Consider the following 431-nt stretch of genomic DNA (forward strand, 5'->3'; position numbering starts at 1 on the left):
AATATTGTATTGGTGCTCCTTAGAAAGGAGGTGATCCAGCCGCACCTTCCGGTACGGCTACCTTGTTACGACTTCGTCCCAATCGCCGATCCCACCTTCGACGGCTCCCTCCACAAGGGTTAGGCCACCGGCTTCGGGTGTTACCGACTTTCATGACGTGACGGGCGGTGTGTACAAGGCCCGGGAACGTATTCACCGCAGCGTTGCTGATCTGCGATTACTAGCGACTCCGACTTCACGGGGTCGAGTTGCAGACCCCGATCCGAACTGAGACCGGCTTTAAAGGATTCGCTAAACCTCACGGCATCGCAGCCCTTTGTACCGGCCATTGTAGCATGTGTGAAGCCCTGGACATAAGGGGCATGATGACTTGACGTCATCCCCACCTTCCTCCGAGTTGACCCCGGCAGTCTCCCATGAGTCCCCGCCAT

The 431-nt window shown here is 57.1% G+C and carries 1 rRNA gene; it reads right to left on the reverse strand.

Annotated features, from left to right (window positions below):
* Positions 1-23 precede the first annotated feature (23 nt).
* A 16S ribosomal RNA gene (locus AC5Y36_RS25860) occupies positions 24-431 on the reverse strand; the annotation flags it as partial.

The sequence above is a fragment of the Mycobacterium sp. NGS50 genome, assembly GCF_059812545.1.